Raw genomic sequence first — 21,217 nt, 5'->3', positions numbered from 1 at the left:
TTTGCGGCAATTTATAAAAACATAGTATTATATCATGGACTGGTTACAAAATCTATTATTTGATGAAAACTCAATAGCGCATATCGTGCTGCTTTATTCCTTTGTGATTGCAGTAGGAGTGTTGCTGGGAAAAATTAAATTTTTCGGGGTATCGTTAGGTGTTACTTTTGTTTTGTTTACCGGTATTGTCTGCGGACATTTCGGCTTAACGGGGAATACACAGATACTTACATTTTTACAGGATTTCGGACTGATATTGTTCGTGTTTTGTATCGGACTTCAGGTAGGTCCTTCTTTTTTCTCTTCCTTTAAGAAAGGAGGGATTGCTATGAATCTAGTGGCAATGGGGATTGTCGCATTGAACATTGCTGTGGCTGTGGCTTTGTATTATGGTTTGAACGGCCGGATAGAGCTGCCTATGATGGTGGGTATTCTTTGTGGTGCCGTAACGAACACGCCGGGACTGGGTGCTGCCAACGAAGCGTTGAGCCAGCTGAATTACAGTGGCCCGCAGATAGCGATGGGATATGCGTGCGCTTATCCGTTGGGAGTGCTGGGTATCATTGGTTCTATTATTGCTATCCGCTACATTTGCCGGATTAATTTGAAAAAGGAGGAAGAGGATATCGCTAAAGAAGAAGCTGCAAATCCTCATCTGACTCCTCGTATGATGCACCTGGAAGTACATAATGAGGCGTTGGCAGGAAAAACGTTGCTTCAGGTCAGAGACTTCATGGGGCGTGACTTTGTTTGTTCGCGTATATTGCAGAACGGTCATGTCAGTATTCCTAATCGTGATACTGTCTTCCATCTTGGTGATCAGTTGTTTGTGGTTTGTGCAGAGGACGATGCGGAAGCCATTATTGCTTTTATCGGTCCTAAAATTGAAGTGGATTGGGAAAAGCAGGATACTCCGATGGTATCCCGCCGTATTTTGATTACACAACCTAAAATGAATGGTAAGCAATTGGGTGAGTTTCATTTCAGTAGTATGTATGGTGTGAATGTGACCCGTGTCAACCGTTCAGGTATGGATATTTTCGCTTCACGTAACTTGACCTTGCAGGTAGGTGACCGTGTAATGGTGGTAGGTCCTCAGGATGCGGTGGAACGTGTTGCCAATTTGATGGGTAACTCATTGAAACGTTTGGATCATCCTAATATCGTGACTATTTTTGTGGGTATTTTCCTGGGTATTTTCTTTGGTAGTCTGCCTATTGCGTTTCCAGGTATTCCTACTCCGGTAAAATTGGGTTTGGCTGGTGGTCCGTTGATTGTATCTATTTTGATAGGTCGTTTCGGATATAAATTGAAATTAGTGACTTATACCACTATGAGTGCCAATTTGATGTTGCGTGAAATTGGTATTGCTTTGTTCCTTGCCAGTGTGGGGATAAAGGCTGGTGCGAATTTTGTGAATACGGTTGTCGATGGAGATGGTTTGTTGTATGTGGGTTGTGGTTTCCTTATTACAGTTATACCTTTATTAATAATGGGAGCGGTTGCACGCTGGCATTACAAGATGAATTATTTCATGTTGATGGGGCTTATTGCAGGTAGTAACACAGATCCCCCCGCATTGGCGTATTCTAATCAGACAGCAGGTAATAATGCTCCGGCGGTAGGTTATTCTACTGTGTATCCGGTGTCCATGTTCCTTCGTATTCTGACTGCCCAATTATTGATATTAATATTGGCAAGCTGATATTGGTAAAAAGTATAAAAACAATAAAGTATAAAACTTGTAGGAGGGGGTGTCAAAAAAATGGTAGCTTGAATCATTTTTTTGACGCACCCTCTTGCTGATTAAAAGAATAAATATGATTTCAGTAGATGGATTGACCGTTGAGTTTGGCGGTACCACCTTGTTTAGTGACATATCTTTTCAGATAAATGAGAAAGACCGTATTGCCTTGATGGGGAAAAATGGTGCGGGCAAGTCTACCTTATTAAAGATCTTGGCTGGTGTGCGGCAACCTAGTCGTGGAAAGGTGTCGGCTCCTAAGGATTGTGTGATAGCTTATCTTCCCCAGCATCTGATGACAGAGGATGGGCGTACTGTATTCGAGGAAGCTTCTCAGGCATTCGCGCATCTTCATGCTATGGAGGCAGAAATAGAAGCCATAAATAAGGAACTTGAAACACGTACCGATTATGAAAGTGATTCATATATGGAGTTAATCGAGAAGGTTTCTGCCATGAGTGAGAAGTTTTATTCCATTGATCTTACCCATTTTGAAGAAGATGTGGAAAAGGCTTTGCTGGGACTTGGTTTTATGCGTGAGGACTTCAATCGCCCTACCAGTGATTTCAGCGGTGGCTGGCGTATGCGTATTGAGTTAGCTAAATTATTGCTCCAGAATCCGGATGTATTATTGTTGGATGAGCCCACCAACCATCTTGATATTGAATCCATCCAGTGGTTGGAGGATTTCTTGGTCAATAGTGCCAAAGCGGTAATTGTCATCAGCCACGACCGTAAATTTGTAGATAATATCACGACCCGTACCATTGAAGTAACGATGGGACGTATCTATGATTATAAAGTGAATTACTCCCAATATCTGATATTGCGTAAAGAACGTCGCGAGCAACAGATGAAGCAATATGAGGAGCAGCAGAAGATGATACAGGAAACCAAGGATTTCATAGAACGGTTCAAAGGAACTTATAGCAAAACTTTGCAAGTGCAGAGCCGTGTGAAGATGCTTGAGAAATTAGAATTGGTTGAGGTGGACGAAGAAGATACCTCAGCATTGCGGTTGAAATTCCCGCCTTCTCCGCGAAGTGGAAATTACCCGGTCATTATGGACGGGGTAGGAAAGACCTATGGTGATCATGTGGTTTTCAAGAATGCCTCATTGACCATCGAGAGAGGGGATAAGGTGGCATTTGTGGGTAAGAATGGTGAAGGTAAGTCTACTTTGGTAAAATGTATCATGCGTGAGATAGAGCATGAAGGGACTTTGACGCTGGGACACAATGTGCAGATTGGTTATTTTGCTCAGAATCAAGCCTCTTTGTTGGACGAGAACCTCACGGTCTTTCAAACGATAGATGATGTGGCGAAAGGGGAGATCCGTAATAAAATACGAGACTTGCTGGGTGCATTTATGTTTGGCGGCCCCGAAGCTTCCATGAAGAAGGTGAAAGTGCTCAGTGGTGGAGAACGTACTCGTCTTGCCATGATCAAACTATTGTTAGAACCGGTGAATCTGTTGATTTTAGATGAGCCTACCAATCACTTGGATATGAAAACCAAAGATATCCTGAAACAAGCTTTGATGGACTTTGACGGTACATTGATTGTTGTATCTCATGATCGTGACTTTTTGGACGGATTAGTGACGAAAGTGTATGAATTTGGGAATAAAAAGGTAAAAGAACATCTTTGTGGTATCTATGAGTTCCTGGAAACAAAGAAAATGGAAAGTTTGCAGGAGTTGGAAAAATAAATTAGCTTTGTATCTGTTAACTTTGGATTGGATGTGGAGATGCAAACAATTTCTATAGATATAAATAAAGTACAAAAAGGAGACGAGACGGAGTTTCGTCTTCTTTTTAATCTTTTCTATCCTCGTCTGATGTCTGTAGCTTGCCGTTTTGTGCCTGAACATATTGCCGAAGATATTGTACAAAGTGTCTTTGTCATGTATTGGGAGCAGAAGTCCGCTTTGATACCCAATGCCATTCATTCTTTCCTTTATAAATGCACACAGAATAATTGCCTGAATTATCTGAAGCACCAAGCTGTTGTGCTGGGGCATGAGGAGGAGGTACGTCTGGCGGAAGAACGCATGGCCTTTCAGCTGGCAGGATCGGACGCCAACGAATTGTGGAATGAGGTGGTTGAGCGTGATATCCGGAAATTGTTGAAAGCTTCCATCTCTAAATTACCTCCTAAATGTCGTCAGGCTTTCGAATTGTCTTACTTTAAAGAGATGACTTATAAAGAGATAGCGGAGGCTATGCATATTTCATCCCGTACGGTGGAAGAACATGTACAGAAAGCCACAAAATTCTTGAGAGAGGATTTGAAGGAGGTATTGTTCTGTCTGTTGTTTTTGCTTCGTTAATACCTTCATGCAGGCTTTTTCTGGAGTCTGTAAAAAATAAAATGCAAAAAAAGCATTTTTTTTCTTTTTAACCCCGTAGTTCCTTCTAGGTTAATTGTCTTAATAATGAAAGACAATAAAGAAAGTAAATGAAGGACGAAATTTTAATTCGATATATCAATAAGCATTGTACTGCAACCGAAGAAAAAGAGATTTTAGAGTGGTTGAAAGAGAAAGATAACCGTCAGCGTTTATTTGAGCTGGAGCAAATCTGGGGACTGAAAGCTGAAATGCGTTTTTCGGATAAAGGACGTATGGATGAAGCTTATCGGCAACTGAGCAGACAACTTGGCTTGAGTGGGCAGATAGAGAAAAGAGAGAAACCGATACAGAGATTTACCGTCAGGGAATGGTGGAAGTATGCGGCTGTGTTGGTTGCTGTTTGTCTTTTTGCGACAAACTTGTTCTATATCACGAAAGAGGAACCGGAAGCATACAATACGGTAGTGGTTCCGAAAGGCCAACGGGTTTCTTTATTGCTGAGTGACGGGACAACAGTCTGGCTGAACGCTGAGAGCCGTTTTTCTTATCCGGCTAAGTTCTCGGAAAAATATAGAACGGTCACATTGGAAGGAGAGGGCTATTTTGAGGTGGCACATAATCCCAAATGTCCGTTTACGGTGAAATTGCCGATGTTGAATATCAGGGTGTTGGGTACAAAATTTAATGCAAAAGCCTATTTGGATGAACCGAGTTGGATTACTTTGAAAGAAGGTTCGGTAGAAGTATCAACCTTAGATGACAGAAGTAAGGAAAGAATGTCGCCCAATGACCAGGTATATTACACCGTTAGTGATGGCTTGGTGTTAATAAGGAATTCGGCGCAGGCAAATGTGGATAGTTGGACTACTGGTGACCTGAGATTCGACAATAAGACTTTGAAAGAAATGGCAAAGGTTATAGAACGTCGGTATGATGTGAAAATCAGGATTATGGATAGTTCGCTGGTTGAAGAATATTTCACTTGCCATTTTAGGAAAGACTTGACCATAGCCCAGGCGATGGAATTGTTGAAAGAAACCAGACGGGTGGATTATAGAATTGAAAAGAAAACGGTATACCTATATAAAAAATAACAGTATGTGAAACTTTGAAAAACAACGGATGCCTATGAAGTAAAACCTTTGCAAAAAATGAAGGGTCGAAGACGCACCACCATCTTTCGACCCGGATTAATGAGTAACCTTATAATTTATTACAAACTAATCAATTACAAATGTATGGATAATATTATGAAATGCACGCCATTGGGTGAGCAAAAATCACTATGGCTACGAAAAACATTGTTAATTATGAAATTCTTTGTTCTTTTTCTATTATTGGGAACTGTCCCGTGTTGGGCAGGCATCGCTTATTCACAGAATGTGAAGATGTCTTTGGACATGGAAAATACTACGGTGCATGACGTGATTAATGCTATTGAGAAAAAAGGAAATTTCTATTTTACCTATAATCTGAATCAAGTCAATGTCAATAGAAAAGTATCCATTAAAGTAGAAAATAAAACGATTAACCAAATTTTAGATCGGTTATTTTCAAAATCAGGTATCGATTATAAAATAGAAAATCGTCATATTGTATTATATAAGCAAGCAACTCCCGAAGTAGAAGCTGTGAAACAACAGAAATCTATAAACGGTATTGTAGCCGATGAGCAGGGTGAACCTATCATTGGTGCCAGTGTATTGGAAAAAGGTACTACAAACGGTACGATTACTGATTTGGATGGTCGTTTTACTTTATCTATCGGTAAGGGAACTGAATTGATTGTTTCTTATGTAGGTTATACCACAAAGACCGTGAAAATAGGTAATCAGTCTACTATAAAAATTGTATTAATAGAAGATACCAAGACATTGGATGAGGTGGTTGTAATTGGTTATGGTACACAGAAAAAGTCTGATGTTTCAGGTTCGGTAACATCAGTATCGGGTGATAAACTGTCTAAGATTCCTACTGCAAATGCAGAGATGGCATTGCAAGGTATGGCTCCGGGTTTGTCGGTAAACTTTGGCAGTGGTGCTGCCGGTTCTTCTGCCACTTTGCAGGTACGCGGTGTGACTTCTTGGAAAGATGATGATGGCGAGAACAGTGAAAGTAACGGTCCACTAGTGATTATCGATGGTGTTCCGGGTAATATGTCTTATCTTAATCCTGAAGATATTAAATCGATTTCCGTATTGAAAGATGCTGCTACTGCCGCTATCTATGGTTCACGTTCGGCAGCTGGTGTTATTTTGATTGAAACACATCGTGGTACGATGAATTCAGCTCCGAAGATTACTTTTTCCGGTTATTGGGGGTTGAGTGCCATGCCGAAGCGTCTGGAAGTTTGTAATTCAGCTGAGTTTATTAAAGTACGTAAGATGGCATTAATAAATGCAGGTACGGATGAAAGCCGCTGGCCTAAATATATCAGCGAGTACGAGAGAGACCCGAGTCAGTTTGCTGATACTGATTGGCAGAAAGAGTATTATCAACGTGGTTTTACACAAAAATATAACATTGGTTATACGGCAGGTAGTGCTAATTCCAATGTGTCTCTTTCTGCTTTCTATAGTAAGACGGACGGTGTGACTATTGCTACCGGAGATGAAAAGTTCGGTTTCCGTTTAAACTCTGATGTTACCCGTGGTAAGTTTAAAATGGGTGAATCTGTAAGCTATAGCCGTTGGTCGGCCGATTTGGAATCCAATTCGGGTTTCTCTTCCATTTATCAGGTGACGAATATGGAGCCGTTAGCGTTCCTTTATGATGAGAACAACGATGGTGGTTATGGTGGTGCCATCTCTGGTATGGGTATGTCTGATGCCGGTAATCAGGTTGCTTTTAATAAATTGATTGATAATACAAGCTCTACCGATTATATCGCAGCTTCCGGCTATTTGCAGTACGAGCCGATTAAAGGGCTTATCGTGAAATTCAATGCCAGCCGTAATATGTACTTTAGCAAATCTCGTCTTTTTACACCTACCTATGAGATTGGGGCGGCCAAACGAAACACGATGGCTAGTTTATCTGAATCACGTTCGCAGACAACCAACGATTTGTTGGAATTGACAGCTAATTATGACAAGACCATTGCTGAAATACACAATCTTTCTCTTTTATTGGGACTTTCTCAGGAAGAAAATAAGTATGAAGACCTTAGTGCTTCCGGTTCTGATTTTGAGAATAACAGTATGAGCTTGATGGGACATGCTAAAAGTAACTATTCTGTAGGTGGTACCAAGACCCGCAGTGCCCTCCGTTCTCTCTTTGGCCGTGTGAACTACAACTACATGATGCGTTATATGATTATGGCTTCTTTCCGTTATGATGGCTCTTCACGTTTTGCTAAAGGTAACAAGTGGGGGTTCTTCCCTTCTGTATCATTGGGTTGGAACATTGCTAATGAACCATTTTGGGAAAATTTGAAAGAAACTGTTTCCATGTTTAAACTCCGTTTGAGCTACGGTGCTTTGGGTAATCAGAACATAGGTCTTTATCGATATATTCCTACTTTGAGCTACAATACCCATGCATTGAACTATCCTTTTGATGGTCGTGAAACTTCCATGGGATATGCCATTACAGCTTTTCCATCCAGTAACATCAAGTGGGAAACGACGGTGTATAAGAATATCGGTGTAGACATTAGTTTATGGAACAATAAACTGGAGCTTTCTGCGGAAGCTTATATTAAGAACACCAGGGATATGCTTTCTAGCCGTAACATCAGTTTAGCTACCGGCTATAATTCTTCTATCTTGGTGAACGATGGTAAGTTGCGCACAACCGGTTTTGAAATGCAAGCCATTTATCATGGCAAAGCCGGAGGATTGAAGTATGATTTGGATTTGAATTTATCTCATTATAAAAGTGTGTTGAAATCTATGGCCAATCCTGACTATCTCTATGAATACGGTGCTTTGCGTACTTATGTAGGTGGTGAAATCGGTGAATTCTGGGTATATCAAACTGCCGGAATCTTCCAAAATCAAGCAGAAGTGGACGAATGGAACACAGCTCATGGCTATAAGGATCAAAACGGCAACTGGCAGCCTCTGCAGCCTGTGGCTAAGCCGGGTGATATCCGTTTCATAGATCAGAATGGAGATGGTATGCTTGATACAAACGACCGCGTGAAAGTGGGTAGTGGTACACCGAAGGTGTCATTGGGATTCAACATTAACTTGACTTATAAAGACTTTGACTTGGTAGCCAATTTCTACGGTGACTTTGGTGCTAAGCGTTATAACTATACTAAATATCAGTTGGAGCGTATGGACCATGTGTTCAACTATGGTAAGAATGCCTTGAATGCTTGGACACCTGAAAATCCTGATACTGATATTCCACGTGCCGTGTCTGGTGACCCTAATAAGAACTCTCGTACTTCCACCCGTTTTGTGGAGAATGGTGACTATCTGCGTCTGAATAACTTGCAGATAGGTTATAATCTGCCGGTTAAATATTGTAAGAAAATGGGCTTGAGTAACCTGCGTATTTATGTAGGCGCTACCCGTTTGTTCACTATTACCAACTACAAAGGATATGATCCTTCAACCGGTTCTTCAGTCGGACAGATGGGATATGACTATGCAGCCATTCCTTTGAGTCGTGACTTTATGATGGGTCTTAAATTCGGTTTCTAATTAAATTTAATACGAAGATTATGAAATTCAAAAACATATTATTATATGCAGCTCTTCTGAGCGGAATGTCTTTTTCCTCTTGCACAGATTTCTTGGATGAAGACTCTAATCCCAATGCTTTATCACCTGGTATTTTCTGGAAAAGTGAAGGGGATATTATGAAAGGATTGACTAGTGTATACGGAGCGTTGCAGCCGAATGCATCTTGGGCGATACCATTTGAACGCTACATAGTAATAGACGGATACAGAAGTGATGAGATTACCCACAGAGATGATGTGACGAGTTGGATGAATATTTCATCATTCAATGTGGAACCCACTAACTCCGTAGTCAAGACGGAGTGGACTAATTTGTATAAAGGTATTAATTATGCCAATCAATGTTTGACCAACATTCCCACTGTACCTGGTGACTCGGAATCACTCAATGCCTTGAAGAAGCAGTCCATAGCCGAAGCCCGTTTTTTGCGTGCTTACTTTTATTATCGTTTGTATGTGAATTTTGGCGAGAGAGTTCCTATTTATAAGGAGGCATTGGCAGGTACGGATGAAGAGTTCTATCCTCCACAAGCCAATCCGGGAGAACTGGTAAGTCTGATTGAGACCGAACTGAAAGAAGTACAGAGCGACCTTCCCGAAAGTTATGAGGAAAGTGAAAAAGGACGTGTCACGCGTTATACGGCAGCGGCTCTTTTGGGTAAGTTCTATATGTTCCGCAAAGAATTGAGTAAAGCCGAAGTTGAATTCAAGAAGATCATTGATAAAGAAGGAAGTCTTTTTGGCTTGATGGAGAATTGGGCTGATAATTTTGACGGTATGCACAAGAACAATAAAGAGTCTCTTTTTGAGATTCAGTTTACCGGAGACCGTTCAGGCGGACAGTATGAATATAACTTGTTTACCGTTCATTTGGGACCTATGGCTGGGCTGGATGCATATGAAGAAGCTTATCCTACGGACTGGATGTGTCAGACGTTATTGGCTGATAAGACTATAGACGGTAAGTCTAGCGACCGTGCACTTCATACGCTTATTTTTGACGATCCCGAGTGTCGTCCCTTTTATTATAAGAATGGAAAATCCTTTAAGGATTACCACAAAGAAGGAGAAATCTTCTGGCACAAATATGTTACTTATACCGAGGGTATGAGTGATTATTGGGACTATAGTTTCTTTAATGTTTCCGTTATCCGTTATGCCGATGTATTGTTGCTTTATGCAGAATGTCTAAATGACAAGGGTGAAACAACAGAGGCCATTAACATAATAAATAAGGTTCGTGCACGTGTCAATGTACCGGCATTGCCGCTTACCATGAGTAAAGCCGAAGTCTTGAAACATCTGCAAGACAAAGAACGTCCTTGCGAGCTGGCATTGGAAGGTTCGCGCTGGTATGACTTGGTTCGCTGGGGTATTGTAGAAGAAACGCTGAAAGCTCACAATAAACCGTTTGTTGAGAATTATGTAGATACCAAGCACCAGTTGTTTCCTATTCCTCATAGTGAATTTCTGTTGAATCCCGATTGGGAGCAGAATCCGAACTATAGCAAGTAATCTTGTTTGTATAATTTTGGAAGAACCGTTTATGAAACATTTATTTCCTATATATGGAATGTGTAGCATTCTTTGGCTGGGGGCATGTACCCCGGTCGCTACACAGCCGGAAAAGTCCCTGTTTACGACACAGGAAGATTTTCCCAATTTGTTGAATGTGAAAAATGTACCGGAACAACCTGTAGATGGGGATCTCAATTTGTTCTCTGATCTGGGTGCATGGAGTGGCTATGCATTGCCAGTAAACCAAAGCAGGGCATTTGCGGGTGCCTTCATCGGGCCTATGACGATGCATGGAAGAGGATGGATTGCCCAAACGTTGGCACAGCCTACGTTGGTGGTTAATGGTGAAAAGTACGACTTGGTTCGTAATATGCAGACAGCCAAGTATCTACCTGGAAAGTTGGTACAACATTTTAAAGATGCGCGGTTGGAATTCACTACTGAGTTGTGTTTTGCCACTTCACGCACTGCTTTTGTACGTTCTGTTATTACAAATCTTAGTGACACACCTTTGAATGTGTCACTGACTTGGAGTGGCGGTGTTTTTGAAGAGAATACTACTGCCACTAAGGTGGATAAGGGCGTTCGGTTCCATTATCCGTTCTACGGTCGCCGTTGGGGAACCAATCGCCAGATTATCACACTGCGTAACGAACCGCCGGTAGACGAGGTGACGGCTACCGTGCTTTTCCATACAGCCGATGAAGTGATGACTGTGGGGAACGACAGTTTGCAAGTTGTTGAGAAGAGTGACTATTTGCTGCAATCCGGCAAAAGTTATACTTCGGAATACAGCCAGACACTGACCTTGAAAGGCGAAGAGGCAGATAAGGAGTATGTTGCAATAAAATCCATACCTTTTGATCAATGTTTTGCCGAGAATGCGCAGCGTTGGAATCAGGGGCTTCAACGGATACTGTCTGCCGACAGTCCTTATATGAAAGAAAACGCTTACAGGAACATTGCTGTGAAAGCATTGATGACGTTGAACTCCAATTGGCGTACTCCTGCCGGTGATATCTTCCATGGTTGTAGTTTCCCTTCCTATACAGGATTCATCGGTGGATGTTGGTCGTGGGATGCTTGGCAAATTGCATCGGGTAATGTGTACTATAATCCCGAAGGGGCCAAGAGTGAAATGCTTTCTTTGTTCGATTATCAGGCAGAGAATGGTATGGTTCCTGATTTTATCGGTTATAATAAGGCACGTAACAATTGGCGCGACTCCAAACCTCCTGTAGCATCATGGGGAGCCATGAATGTCTATAAGGTTACAGGAGACAAAGCGTTCTTGGACGAAATATTTGATAAATTGTATAAGTTCCATCAATGGTGGTATGCTGAGCGTGACCACGATCACAATGGCATTTGCGAATATGGTTCTACTGATGGTACACTGATTGCGGCGGCTTGGGAGAGCGGCATGGATAACGGTGTGCGTTTTGATGACACCCGGATGCTAAAGAATGAGATGGAGAAAGCTTGGTCGATGGATCAGGAGAATATTTGTTTGAATTCCTTCCTTTATGTAGATAAACTGACACTTTCGGAAATGGCTTCTATCTTGGGAAAGCAGGAGCTTTCTGAACAGTTGGCTAAGGAGGCTGAGGTAATCAAGCTGTATGTACAGACTAAAATGTATGACAGCGAGAGTGGTTTCTTTTATGATATTCGTTTGAATGACCGTACACCTGTCAAGGTGATGGGGGCTGAGGGGTGGTTGCCTTTGTGGGCAGGTATTGCTACCCCGGAACAAGCCGAGAGTGTGAAGAACATCATGATGGATGAAAAACATTTCAACTCTTACCTGCCGCTAGGTACTCTTGATGTAAGTCATCCTGCATTGCGTCCTACTTTCGGTTATTGGCGTGGTCCGGTTTGGTTTAACCAGGTATATTTTGGTATAACCGGATTGAAGCGCTACGGATATGTGGAGGAAGCCGACTTGCTGACTCGCAAGTTCATGGCACATGCTCAAGGACTGATGACCGACGGACCGATTCATGAAAACTACAATCCACTGACAGGTGAAGTGTTGAATGCACCCAACTTTGGTTGGTCTTCTGCTTTGATTTTGCGATTGTTGTTGGATCAATGATAGTGGAAGTAAAAATCAGTATGCGGATACTCCGAATTTATTAAAAGATATATTTATGATGAAAATTCGTTCTATATTGACAGGGATTGCCATATCTTTGTCGTTGGCAGGTATGGCACAATCCCAATATGACGGTGCTCCGGTAAACAGGAGCGCTAATGAAACAAGCACAGACAATGTAGAAGTGCGTAGAAACAAATACCCCCGTTCGGATAATGATTGGGAGAATTTTGATGTGCTTCATATCAATCGTCTGCCTTCGGCGGCTAATTTTATGGGATACCCCACTAAAGAATTGGCATTGCAGGGTGATAAATCACAATCTCCTTACTTCCAATCCTTGAACGGAACATGGAAATTTCATTTTGTACCCCGTTCGGATGAACGACCGATGGACTTCTTCCAAAAAGGATATGATGTTTCAGGTTGGGATGATATTAAAGTTCCTTCCAATTGGGAACTTCAAGGGTTCGGCTATCCTTTTTATGTAGGCAGTGGGTATGGTATAAAGAAGAATCCACCATTGATTGCAGTGGAAAACAGCCCGGTTGGCTCTTATAGACGTACGTTTACTATTCCTGCCCATTGGAATAAACGCCAGATTATTCTTTATTTCGGAGGAGTGGCTTCTGCTTTTTATGTGTGGGTGAATGGTGAAAAAGTAGGTTACTCTCAGGATTCCAAAACACCTTCGGAGTTTGATATTACGCCGTATGTAAAACAAGGGGAGAATGAAATAGCCGTACAGGTTTTCAAGTTCAGTGACGGATACTATCTGGAAGATCAGGATTACTGGCGTTTTGCCGGCATACAGCGTGATGTTTATGTGTATGCCCGGTCTGAAACTCATGTGCGCGACTATGAAGTGGTGACCGATCTTGACGGGGAATACAAGAATGCTGACTTTCATCTTTTTGTAGAGTTGGGCAAAGCAGGAGAAGGTAAAATAAAAGGGGCTGAAGTGGAAGTAAGCCTGTTGGAAAAATCGGGTAAAAGTATCTACAATGAGCGTAAGCGTTGGAATGCTGCCGGTCGGGAACTTCATTTTAAAAAGGAAGTGAGAGAACCTTTGTTATGGAGTGCGGAGAAACCGAATCTGTATAGATTGCTGATTGCTTTGCGTGTAAATGGCAAACCGGAACAATATATTTCCCAATACATAGGTTTCCGTAAATCCGAAATCAAACATGCTCAACTGCTGGTAAATGGCAAGCCGGTCTATATAAAAGGAGTAAACCGACACGAACACGATCCTTATAACGGTCATGTGGTAGATGAGGCATCCATGCTGCGTGATATTCAATTGATGAAAGAGAATAATATCAACAGTGTACGAACCTCTCATTATCCCAACGATCCCCGCTGGTATGAATTATGTGATATTTATGGTATGTATGTGGTTGATGAGGCCAATATCGAGAGCCATGGCATGGGATATAAGCCCGATCAATGCCTAGCTAACCAGCCCGAATGGGAGAAAGCTTTCATAGACCGCACGGAACGTATGTTCGAGCGTGACAAAAACCATCCTTGTGTCATTATCTGGTCATTGGGTAATGAAACCGGTGAGGGATGTAACTTCGCGGCTACCTATAAATGGGTACATGCCAATGACCGTTCACAGCGTCCCGTGCATTCGGAAGACGGAATAAAGGGACCTTATACCGATATTTTCTGTCCAATGTATAAAAAGATAGATGTATTGATCAATCATTCTCTCTATCTTCCGACCAAACCGCTGATTCTATGTGAATATGCCCATGCTATGGGCAACAGTGAAGGAAATCTTCAGGATTATTGGGATGTGATAGAGAAATATCCCTCTTTACAGGGCGGACATATCTGGGACTGGGTAGATCAGGGCTTGTATGCAAAGACACCGGATGGAAAATTCTATTGGGCATACGGAGGTGACCTGGCTCCGAAAGGTACTCCAAGTTCTGCCAATTTCTGTATGAACGGTCTGATTGCCGCCGACCGTACCTTGAAGCCGCATATCCATGAAGTGAAAAAAGTATATCAAAATATAGCATTCTCTTTATTGGATTATCATGAGGGATGGGTAGAGTTACGTAACAAGTACTTCTTTACGGATTTAAGTGATTTCAATTTTACTTGGAAGCTGGAGGGGAATGGTGAACTTCTGGCTACCGGAACTATTGATAATGTATCCCTGGCTCCTCAGCAGACGGGTAAGTTCAAGACTTCTTTTCCAGCCATACAGGTAAAACCTGGTGTGGAGTATTTCTTGAATTTCTATGCCAGTTTGAAAAATGAGGATGGTCTGCTGAAAGCCGGAACAAAACTGGCTGATGCCCAGGTGAGTCTTCCATTTTATCAGCCGTTTGTTGCTGAGGTTCAGTCTTCACCGGTGATAGCAGATGATGCGGCTTCGTTGTTGACACTTACAGCCGGTAATCTGAGCGTAGGTTTTGATAAGGAAACCGGTGCTTTGACTTCTTATAAAGAGGGAAGTACGGAACTGATAAAAGAAGCTTTACGTCCTAATTTCTGGCGTCCTGTGACGGATAATGATATGGGAAATGGCATGAATAAAACCTTGCGTCCGTGGCGTGATGCGGGGCGTCAGGCAAAACTGTTGTCCATGAAACAAAAGGCGTTGGGTAAAGAAGCTTATGAGGTTGTTTCTCATTATAAGTTGCCTGTAGGAGAGTCTGATTTTATCGTTGCCTATCATTTTTCGGGAAAAGGGTATTTGGATGTGAACTGTACTTTCATTCCGGGTAACGATACATTGCCTTTATTGCCCCGGATGGGGGTTAGTATTACACTGAACAAGCAGTTTAGTCAGATGGAATGGCTGGGACGTGGTCCTCATGAGAATTATATAGACCGGAATACTTCTTCTTATGTAGGTCTGTACAAGGGAAGTGTGGCCGATCAGTATTTCCCGTATGACCGTCCGCAGGAAAACGGTAATAAGACTGAAGTCCGTTGGATGAGCCTGACAGATACCGCCGGACAGGGATTGATGGTTGTCGGACAGCCTTATGTCAGCACCAGTGCTTATCTGTTCCCTACAGAAGATTTAGATGAGCCGGGCCTTCGTAAATCGCAGCGTCATTTATCCGATATCCAGTTCAAGGATATGGTGACATGGAACATTGACCTGAAACAGATGGGAGTGGGTGGTGATACCAGTTGGGGGGCTTATCCTCATCAGCCTTATTTGATTCCGGCTGAACGTATGTCGTTCTCCTTCCGTTTCTGTCCTGCAAAGCAGCATGGAGTATCAGGAAACCGGCAATATTTGAATTTTAAGTAACATAGGTTCGTTCAAAAAGAAAGAGGGCTGATAATTATTGTTTACTTATTTGCGGTAGCCCTTTTGTGAATAATTTAAGGTCAGAAGGGGGATGGTTCAGTGAGTGAAGTATCTCTCTTAAAAAAGCAGCTTGGATAGTGAATTCTATCCAAGCTGTCTTTTTATTTTTTATATTTGTCATACCGGTTAATATCCCGGATTCTGATATTCATTAGCGTTATCAATCAACAATAATTCGGCTGTGGGAATGGGGCGCAAATAGTGAATGTTCTTATCGAATTTTGTGATTTGCGGATTAGCTTTTGTGATACGGCTTTCGAAAGCACGGAATCTCTTCAAGGTCATCCAGCGGTTCCATTCACCAATCATTTCGCGTGCATACTCGTCCAGTAAGAAATCCTGGGTAACTTCCGAAGCTGTGATATCCATACTATGGTCATGTCCTTTACAGGCACGGTTCCGAAGTGTGTTCAGTCTTTCGGCAGCACTTTGGTTGTTGCCTAATCTCCAGTCAATTTCGGCTGATATCAGGTAGGTTTCTCCTAAACGGTAGACAATACAGTCTGCTGAGGAATAAGGTTTGGAGGCATTTGAACCGGCATATAGGCTAGGACAATCTGCTTTCTTCAGACTTGGGAAAAACTTCAGAGGACTTTTTGTGTCGGCATAGTTGTCTTCCAAGTTGAAAATGGCATAGCGGCAAGCGTTTCTTTCGGCTTGTGTATAGGTCTTACGAGATAAATAGACAGCCGTATCTCCTAAAGTGATATCATAGGCAGAATTACCGACCCTGCTGGTGGATAGACCGTATCTTTGTGCATCGGCCTCGTTCCACGTATATCCGTTCTTGGTACTGTTCGTAGCGTTATTCACATAATAAGTGTCTTTGAAGAAGGCTTTATAGCGGCCGTCTTTCTCTCCATATAAATCAAGCATATACTTGCTGGGTTCCATATAGCAGTTACCTTTTGCCAGTTTGGGAACTTCGTATCCGTTGATGTTCGTAGCGTAACTGGGTGTCATGCCCGAAAGATAGATGCCTGAGGTATTGTTATTGTATGCTTCGGAGTGTTTCCATACACGGTTGAAATAGTTTCCACGAGGATTATAAGCCGTAATGGTAGAGTGGCAGACAATGAAAAGTGCTTCTTCGTTGTTTTTATTGTTGTTCTCATCAAAAACAGCTTCTACATCATCATAAAGCTTGACTCCCAACGAACCGGCGTTCTGAATCAGGTAATCTGCCGCCGCCTTTGCTTTTTCCAAATAGGTTTTGCTTTCGCTGTCCGTCAGGGCGGTGGTATTACCCAGACCGTCTGTATAGGTGGAGAAAGTGAGGCAGGCTTTGGCATATAAATGATAAGCGGCTGCACGTGTCACGTGTCCTTTTACTTCCTGTGTGATAGGAAGATTTTTCATGGCGAATTCCAGATCTTCCAGAATTACTTTATAAAAATCATTAACCGAACTGCAAGGAAGAACGGAAATAGGACTGTTCATAGGCTCCAATGGCAGGTATTTGCCTCCCCATTGCTCTACAATATTATATAAGGCATGGGCACGGATAAATCTTGCTTCGCTGACCAACTCGTTGATTCTTGTTTCGCTTAGCCCTTCCACTTTGTCGGCATAATGGACAGCTGCATTACATGCACTCAATATACCATAGAAACCCGCATATCCTTCATTCAACATACCGTTGGAAGCACCGTAATCTTCATAACGGAGTAGTTTGCTCCAGTTACCGTTGGTACCATCGGGATTCGTATCTTGCCAAATGTCTGTTCCACCTTCTGCAACCATTAGATAGGTGTCTTCTGCCTGACCATAAACTATGCGGACCAGGTCAAAGTAACAGTCGTTCACTTTCTTTTCATAGCCTGCCGGGGTAGACCATTCTTGTTCTGTGGAGATGCCGGAGGGATTAAATTCATCCAGGCTGCAACCGTAGGCAGACAACATCATGATTACGGCTGATATAGAGAGTAATTTATGTTTTTTCATCTGTATAAGTTTTTAGAATGAGATATTAACGCCAAATACATATTGTTTAGACAACGGTGCGTCGTCATCATTTCCTCCCTTTTCGGGGTCGTAGTTTTTCAAATAGTCACATTTTGTAAAAATAAACGGATTGTTTGCAGTAAAGTATACACGCATTCTGTCAATTTTTACAGCATTCAACCATTTCTTGGGGAATGTGTAGCCCAGTGAAATGGTTTTTACTTTCAGATAAGAACCGTCAAAATAGTTAGCCCATTGTTGATACGGGTCCTGTCCGTTTGTAATACTTGCATCCGGACGAGGATAGCGGGCACTTTGATTTTCAGGAGTCCAGTAGTCACATACGGTAGGTGAAGGCGTCAGACCGTCTGTACGATACCATCCGGTCAGACCGTAAGGGATTGTCCAGTCCCACCGGGCAATCAACAAAATGCTCAGGTCGAAATTCTTATAATTAAAATTATTAAGTAAACTGCCCGACCATTTCGGTGTGGCGCTTCCTAGAACATAATAGTCATCCGCATTCAGCTTGTAATCGGGAGTACCATTTTCTGCAATATGGACTTGTCCGGGTTTCTGACTGTATTTGGCTGCTTCTTCTGCTTCGGCTGTACCCCATATTCCGGCATACTTGTATCCGTAATAAGTCTTGATTGCCTCACCGGGAATCAGGTAGTAGTCTCCGAACTGAAGCGGGCCTTCGCTGGTTGTTTTTATCACTTCTTCTTTGTTGGTTGAGAATGCCAGTGTGGTGCTCCATTGGAATTCAGGTCCGACAAAGTTACGGCTGGTAATGCTTAATTCCACACCTGTATTGCGTGTTTCGCCTACATTAGACCATATTTTGAAAGGAGAGGAGCCGTAACCTCCCGTTGCATAGGGCAGGTTTTTCTCGAATAAAATATCTTTGGTGTCTGTCCGATACCAGTCGAACGCCACGTTCAGTCTGTCACTGAATAATCCCAAGTCGAATCCCAGATCTGTCATATAAGATTTTTCCCATCCCAGACTCTTGTTGGCGATGGATTGGGAATAACCGCTATAAGGGACTCCTACATCTTGAAATCCGATAATGCCTGTGCGGCTGTAATCTAATGTGGCGTATTCTGAAGCACCGGCATTACCGGTGACACCGTAACTGGCGCGTAATTTCAGATTGGAAACAGCTTTTACATTCTGCATGAAGGGTTCATCACTGATGCGCCAGGCAATAGCTCCTGCGGGGAACATATCCCACTTGTTTCCATCTGCCAAGATGGATGAACCGTCCCAGCGGCTGCTTAATGTCAATAGGTAACGTCCTTTATAGCTATAGTTGATACGGGCGACATAGGACATTTTTTGGCTACCTACATAAGAAGAAGAAACTGTGGGTGTACCGGTTGCAGCACCTAAATTATGGTATAGATAAGAATCCGTATCAAATTTGTTGGCAGTGGCGGTCGCTTTTTCTTTTTGGTCTTTTGACCATTCAGTGACTCCGGTTATTGTGAAATCGTGATCCTCTTTTATTTTGAAGTTATATGTCAGGATATTCTGCCATTTATAATTATAAGTGAAGGTGTTGGGGATAGTGGCTTGCACTAGCCCGCTTTCCAGTCCCTGATATGATTTTGTGCCGGTATACTTACTTTCTTTCATATTCCGGAAATATCCGCCAAGCAGACTCTTGAATGAAAGTCCCTTTAACGGGGTCAATTCTACATAAATCTGTGGGGCTACGCTCAATGTCTTTACATTATTTACATATTGGTCTTCTCCCATATCGGCCAGCGGATTCATGTTGCCGTCTCCCAACGGGTAGTCTACCAGATTGCCGTCTTCATCATAAGGAGTACCCAATGGCGGCATACAGAGAATACGGTTCCATATACGGCTGTAACGCTTGTCATTTTCAGAATACATGGCATATAGGTTTAGTCCGTATTTTACCATTTCATTGGCTTTAAAATCTATTTTGGTACGTGCCGAGTAGCGTTCCAGTTCGTCTCCTTTCAATAATCCTTCCAAATTGTAATATCCTAAAGAAAAATAAGAGGTGACCCGGTCATTAGAATAAGATGTGCTTAGATTGTAGCTATTGGTGATACCGGTTTGTGAAGCTAAATCAAACCAGTCCACCCATTGATTGTTGTCTATATATTTTTGCATATAGCTGGGAAAAAGATTCCCGTCATCGGCCGGGCTGTTCCAGGCACCTACCGTTCTTTGTGCTTCTCTGCGGAAATTAATGTAATCCTCTCCACGATTTACTTCGGGGAAGCTGGAGATGACATTCCAACCATAGTAGGCATCCAGATCAATGGAGAATTTATCTTTTTTAGGAGTTTTGGTGGTGATGATGATAACTCCATTTGCTCCGGCAGCACCATAAACAGCTGTAGAGGAGGCATCTTTCAGTACTTCAATAGAAGCGATATCATTCGGATTCAATTCATCGTAAGAGCCTTCCATTCCGTCAATGATGAATAACGGGCTATTGTCACCATTGATGGAGCGTGTGCCACGTAGGGTCATGTTCACTCCGGAACCGGCTTCTCCGCTACTGCGAGTGATATCCAAACCTGCCACCTGTCCTTGAATAGCTTCTAGTACATTGCTGGTTGGCATTCGGACAATATCCTCACTTTTTACGGAAGCAACAGCTCCAGTCAAATCTCTTTTTTTTACAGTACCGTATCCTATCACCACCACTTCATCCAATGTCTGGGTATCAGGCTGCATTTTGATATTCAATTGTGTGTTTTTGCCAATGGTTATTTCCTGGGTTTTATATCCTATATAGGATATTTCGAGAACATTTTTTCCGGCAGGAACTTCCAGTGCATAATTCCCGTCAAAATCCGTGATGGTTCCTATGGTGCTTGCACCTTTGATTATGACGGATACCCCGATTAAAGGTTCATTGTTCTCATCAATAATTTGACCTTTGATGGTACGTCCTTGCAGGATCGATTGAACCGATTCATTTTTCACTATGTTACTTGACTTTGCATGCGAATAGGCAACCGGTATGCATAGGACTATTGACAATCCTAAAATAAGGGGACTACGCATAAGGCTGCTTTCCCGGTTTTGTTTTGGATTTTTCTTCATGTTTTTCATTTTTGCTTCTTTATTAATTCACTATTTGTTTTTAAAGGTTGATTGTTATATCAAGTTGTTGAATCAGTTTGGTTTCAATCGTAAACTTATTATGTTAGATTAATCTTTTGTTTTCTTTCTTTTTTCATGTTTCTGCCTTTTAATACTTTGGAGATTTGTTTGTGTTTTTTGTTTTATTTCTTTATTCTTGCTATTTTATGATTTTATATTTATAAATATTAAAATGATTTCTTTATTTTATTTTTAGTGCACTGTTTGTGTTATAATTATCTTGTAGGTGCAAAAATATACGAAAGTAATCGAAGATAAAAGTGAATATGCTATGTTGTTGAACATATCTATATCAAATTCTATTTTATTGTTTTATTATAGCTGAAATCTGGTGTTGGAAATATTAAGATAAAAAAGTCCCC

Annotated in this window: 10 protein-coding genes; 8 read left to right on the top strand and 2 right to left on the bottom strand. The window is 42.0% G+C overall.

Features of this window, described 5'->3' with window-relative positions:
- The first annotated feature begins 34 nt into the window (after nucleotides 1-34).
- From BVU_RS01570 to BVU_RS01535, 8 genes are all read left to right on the top strand, one after another.
- Nucleotides 35-1,705 (top strand): putative transporter, encoded by a 1,671-nt coding sequence (locus BVU_RS01570; RefSeq protein WP_005845692.1) that lies wholly within the window; start codon nucleotides 35-37, stop codon nucleotides 1,703-1,705.
- Between the two features lie 115 nt (nucleotides 1,706-1,820).
- Nucleotides 1,821-3,455 carry an ABC-F family ATP-binding cassette domain-containing protein gene (locus BVU_RS01565; RefSeq protein ID WP_005845690.1) on the top strand — a complete coding sequence of 545 codons (1,635 nt, stop codon included), beginning with the start codon at nucleotides 1,821-1,823 and terminating at the stop codon, nucleotides 3,453-3,455.
- A 39-nt stretch (nucleotides 3,456-3,494) separates the two neighbouring features.
- Complete coding sequence (locus BVU_RS01560; protein ID WP_005852999.1) at nucleotides 3,495-4,076, top strand: RNA polymerase sigma-70 factor; 582 nt, start codon at nucleotides 3,495-3,497, stop codon at nucleotides 4,074-4,076.
- A gap of 128 nt (nucleotides 4,077-4,204) precedes the next feature.
- Nucleotides 4,205-5,191, top strand: coding sequence for a FecR family protein (locus BVU_RS01555; RefSeq protein WP_005845685.1), 987 nt, complete (start codon nucleotides 4,205-4,207; stop codon nucleotides 5,189-5,191).
- A 144-nt stretch (nucleotides 5,192-5,335) separates the two neighbouring features.
- Nucleotides 5,336-8,752 carry a TonB-dependent receptor gene (locus BVU_RS01550; protein WP_011964703.1) on the top strand — a complete coding sequence of 1,139 codons (3,417 nt, stop codon included), beginning with the start codon at nucleotides 5,336-5,338 and terminating at the stop codon, nucleotides 8,750-8,752.
- A gap of 20 nt (nucleotides 8,753-8,772) precedes the next feature.
- Entirely contained in the window at nucleotides 8,773-10,308 is a 1,536-nt protein-coding gene (locus BVU_RS01545) for a RagB/SusD family nutrient uptake outer membrane protein (protein WP_011964702.1), read from the top strand.
- Between the two features lie 31 nt (nucleotides 10,309-10,339).
- Nucleotides 10,340-12,409, top strand: coding sequence for an MGH1-like glycoside hydrolase domain-containing protein (locus BVU_RS01540; protein ID WP_005845679.1), 2,070 nt, complete (start codon nucleotides 10,340-10,342; stop codon nucleotides 12,407-12,409).
- 55 nt (nucleotides 12,410-12,464) lie between these two features.
- Nucleotides 12,465-15,695 (top strand): glycoside hydrolase family 2 TIM barrel-domain containing protein, encoded by a 3,231-nt coding sequence (locus BVU_RS01535; RefSeq protein ID WP_011964701.1) that lies wholly within the window; start codon nucleotides 12,465-12,467, stop codon nucleotides 15,693-15,695.
- 186 nt (nucleotides 15,696-15,881) lie between these two features.
- Here the strand turns inward: BVU_RS01535 and BVU_RS01530 are convergent, their stop codons facing one another.
- Together BVU_RS01530 and BVU_RS01525 are read right to left on the bottom strand one after the other, a co-directional pair.
- Entirely contained in the window at nucleotides 15,882-17,699 is a 1,818-nt protein-coding gene (locus tag BVU_RS01530) for a RagB/SusD family nutrient uptake outer membrane protein (RefSeq protein WP_005845675.1), read from the bottom strand.
- Between the two features lie 12 nt (nucleotides 17,700-17,711).
- Complete coding sequence (locus BVU_RS01525) at nucleotides 17,712-20,804, bottom strand: SusC/RagA family TonB-linked outer membrane protein (protein WP_011964700.1); 3,093 nt, start codon at nucleotides 20,802-20,804, stop codon at nucleotides 17,712-17,714.
- Nucleotides 20,805-21,217: the final 413 nt, after the last annotated feature.

It is taken from the genome of Phocaeicola vulgatus ATCC 8482 (assembly GCF_000012825.1).
In the GTDB taxonomy this organism is placed as follows: domain Bacteria; phylum Bacteroidota; class Bacteroidia; order Bacteroidales; family Bacteroidaceae; genus Phocaeicola; species Phocaeicola vulgatus.
The sequence above is the reverse complement of the archived record's forward strand: the minus strand, read 5'-3'. Positions and strand labels throughout refer to the sequence as shown.

What these genes read in the sequence shown, in the direction of transcription:
- BVU_RS01540 (WP_005845679.1), top strand. Translation starts at nt 10,340, where the DNA reads ATGAAACATTTATTTCCTATATATGGAATGTGTAGCATTCTTTGGCTG.
- BVU_RS01570 (WP_005845692.1), top strand. Translation starts at nt 35, where the DNA reads ATGGACTGGTTACAAAATCTATTATTTGATGAAAACTCAATAGCGCAT.
- BVU_RS01555 (WP_005845685.1), top strand. Translation starts at nt 4,205, where the DNA reads ATGAAGGACGAAATTTTAATTCGATATATCAATAAGCATTGTACTGCA.
- BVU_RS01535 (WP_011964701.1), top strand. Translation starts at nt 12,465, where the DNA reads ATGATGAAAATTCGTTCTATATTGACAGGGATTGCCATATCTTTGTCG.
- BVU_RS01550 (WP_011964703.1), top strand. Translation starts at nt 5,336, where the DNA reads ATGGATAATATTATGAAATGCACGCCATTGGGTGAGCAAAAATCACTA.
- BVU_RS01545 (WP_011964702.1), top strand. Translation starts at nt 8,773, where the DNA reads ATGAAATTCAAAAACATATTATTATATGCAGCTCTTCTGAGCGGAATG.
- BVU_RS01525 (WP_011964700.1), bottom strand. Translation starts at nt 20,804, where the DNA reads ATGAAAAACATGAAGAAAAATCCAAAACAAAACCGGGAAAGCAGCCTT.
- BVU_RS01560 (WP_005852999.1), top strand. Translation starts at nt 3,495, where the DNA reads ATGCAAACAATTTCTATAGATATAAATAAAGTACAAAAAGGAGACGAG.
- BVU_RS01565 (WP_005845690.1), top strand. Translation starts at nt 1,821, where the DNA reads ATGATTTCAGTAGATGGATTGACCGTTGAGTTTGGCGGTACCACCTTG.
- BVU_RS01530 (WP_005845675.1), bottom strand. Translation starts at nt 17,699, where the DNA reads ATGAAAAAACATAAATTACTCTCTATATCAGCCGTAATCATGATGTTG.